The sequence below is a fragment of the Asaia spathodeae NBRC 105894 genome, assembly GCF_025994195.1.
GTDB lineage: Bacteria > Pseudomonadota > Alphaproteobacteria > Acetobacterales > Acetobacteraceae > Asaia > Asaia siamensis.
The window spans coordinates 1-2,885 of the sequence record NZ_BAPY01000055.1 but is presented as its reverse complement, the minus strand read 5'-3'; the positions used below and the strand labels follow the sequence as shown (position 1 = coordinate 2,885).

2 protein-coding genes and 1 pseudogene are annotated in these 2,885 nt (G+C 48.9%); 1 reads left to right on the top strand and 2 read right to left on the bottom strand.

Annotated features, from left to right (window positions below; genetic code table 11):
* Nucleotides 1-425, top strand: a pseudogene (locus AA105894_RS13390) (IS5 family transposase); the annotation flags it as partial.
* A gap of 288 nt (nucleotides 426-713) precedes the next feature.
* Here the strand turns inward: AA105894_RS13390 and AA105894_RS13385 are convergent.
* Together AA105894_RS13385 and AA105894_RS13380 are read right to left on the bottom strand one after the other, a co-directional pair.
* Nucleotides 714-1,763: a glycosyltransferase family 2 protein gene (locus tag AA105894_RS13385; protein WP_267312198.1), complete on the bottom strand. Its 1,050-nt coding sequence runs from the start codon at nucleotides 1,761-1,763 to the stop codon at nucleotides 714-716.
* Between the two features lie 551 nt (nucleotides 1,764-2,314).
* The coding region (locus AA105894_RS13380) for a flagellin (RefSeq protein WP_267310206.1) at nucleotides 2,315-2,885 on the bottom strand (571 nt) is incomplete at its 5' end.

The window sequence follows — 2,885 nt, the reverse complement described above, 5'->3', positions numbered from 1 at the left end:
CCCAGGCCGCCTGATCGGACGGACAAAAGGTGGCATGAATACGAAGCTGCATGCAGTCACTGATCAGAACGGACGACCGCTGAGCTTCTTCATGACGGCGGGACAGATCAGCGATTATACCGGTGCCGCTGCTCTGCTGGACAGTCTTCCTATGGCACAGTGGATGCTGGCAGACCGAGGTTATGATGCTGACTGGTTCAGGGACACTCTGGAAGAGAGAGGTATAAAGCCCTGCATTCCAGGACGAAAATCCCGCAGGAAACCCGTCAAATATGACAAACGAAAATAGAAAAAGACGCAACCGCATCGAGATCATGTTCGGCCGTCTCAAGGACTGGCGGCGGGTCGCAACCCGCAACGACAGATGCCCGACCGTCTTCTTCTCAGCCATATGCCTCGACGCAACCGTCAAGTTCTGGCTATGAGTCCTGACCCCTAGAGCAGAAGAGAGCAATCTGAACAGATCCTGGCGAGAGCAAATAAGGGAGTATTGGTCGGGTGCAAGCGACACGTATGATGTTACGGTGTGACCTGATCGAAAACAGTTTGCGAATATTCACGAAGTTGTCGATGGCTAATGTATTTTGAGGATATTGTGTCAACGACTCGACGGCTGACATCGAATCCAGGCAAGGTGCTTGATATGAAAAAAATAGGTCAAGAGCCGAATGAGAGTATATTGTTCTTTAAGCGCAATAAATGGATCACCTTCTCTAAGCTCGTTTGTTGATCTGCTTTGTCAGAGAAGCGTTCACTCGGGCGAGTAGATCTTTCTCGGCATAAAACTTATTTTTTAAAAAAATAAGGTATTCATGCGCATTCACGGATACTAAATATTCATACGTTTGTTTTTCTTGATATAATAACTCGTCGGAATTTTCTATGTTTTCAATAAAGAAAAATTTTACAGCGTCGAATAATTGAAAATAGGCGACACCGTTTATTGATTCCAAATGCCAATTAAGAAAGCTAATGAGGTAGTTTAAAAAATCCGCTCGCCTAGCTAAAAAAAGTCCTCGACTTATGAGAAAGTCCTTGAGCATCTGGACAGCAGAGATGCAGCATTCGGCAGAAAACTCCCTTGTTGAGCTCACGGAATTGGACTCGTTTTCTACATAGGTGATCAATTTGACATCGATATAAGAAATCGAAGATGCCAGAAGAAATAACGATGAATTGAAAAACAGGTCCTCACTAGAGGGTATATCTGGAAATTTTATGTCGTTCTCCAGAATGAACTGCCTTCGGATCAATCGATCCCAAGACCACCAGGTGGCACTGTCAAACACTGAGTTTTCGATATCTTTCGCTGAGAATACTTGGCCGGGGTCGAATTTATCGAAAATAGGATAGTGAATATCAGTGGTGACGTTTGCCACTGAATGCAGTCGGGTTGCCTTAAAGATCAGGATATCTAGATTTATCTCGGGCGCCAGTCGCGAACACAGTGAGAATAGTTGCGGGTGATAGATATCGTCTGCATCCAAAAACAGAACATAACAGCCGGTAGCATTATCTAAGCCACGATTTCTGGCATTTCCAGGACCAAAATTTTGAGTATTGGATATAATTTTTACAAATGGATGTAAAGAGAAGGTTTTTTGTATAACTTCTAATGTATTGTCTGTTGACCCATCATCCACGAGTATAATTTCGATACCATCGTAAGAATGCAGGTTAAGAAACTGGTTGTTTATGTTATTGATGATTCTATCAATATAATGCATTGAATTATATGTCGTTATGATGAATGATATGTTCATTAAAGATAACCTCATATGAGCTATTATACTGGCTTTTGATGTATGGCCTCTGAGGCTGTGTGCTTAAAGGCGTCGGCTGCTCCACCGGTAGAGTTGCCGTCTCGGAGCGTCAGTCAGATTTGTATCCCCTTGAATTTATCTATGTGCTGAACCTTGCTGCGTCAATAATGGGCAACAGAGCCATAAGTCGGGGGTTGATGGGACGATTCAGATTCATGGTCGCACGGCGCAGCTGAACGCGAATATTTATATTCCGCTGAGTGACGCGGATTATACGCAGTGCGCGCGTCAGGATGACAGCGGGCAGGACGGCAGTTGCAAGCCACATGCGCAGGTTGTCAGCTTTACTGGCACCTGGGTTTTTTCTTTGGGGAAATGGGCGACGTTTCGAACGGGCGCCGATTCGGCTGGCTCGCCTGTCGTTATTGCGGCGCGTGTTCTGAGCGGGCCTGTGGAATAGCTTTCCGAAGCGGTTCGGAATTGCAGTCCGGGATGTCGGAAAGAGCAAGGAAAACCCTCGCCTCATCATGAGGCGAGGGTTTTTGTCATTCTTACTGGAAGAGCGACAGGATGTTCTGCGACTGCGAGTTGGCGATCGTCAGCGACTTGATGGCCAGCGACTGCTTGGTCTGTAGTGAGGTCAGCTTGGCGCTGGCGGCAGACATGTCAGCGTCGGTCAGGGCGCCGATGCCGTTGGTCAGGTTGTCGGAGATGGTCGAGCCGTAGGTGCTCATGTTCTTGATGACGTTGCTGTTGGCGCCGAGCGTCGAGGTGACGAAGGTCATGGCCTTGATGGCTGCCTGCACCTGGGCGATCATGTCAGAGACATTACCGGTACCCTTGAGGGTGCCGGAGCCTTCGAACACGTTGGTCGTCGGGTTGACGCCAGCGGTGCTGCTGGAGGTAAGGCCGAGGGCGTCGGTCAGGCTTGTGCCAGCGGTGCCAGCCTGGAAGGCGGTGCCGGTGCCGAAGACAGACGGAGCGCCTGCGATGGACGAGCCACCCATATAGGAAGCGATGGCGGCGTTGAACCCGGTGATGGTGGTCTGGTCACCCTGCAGGCCGGTGACATATTTCAGGTCGCTGGCGGTGATGCCCAGACCGTCGCTGGTGGCACCCGAG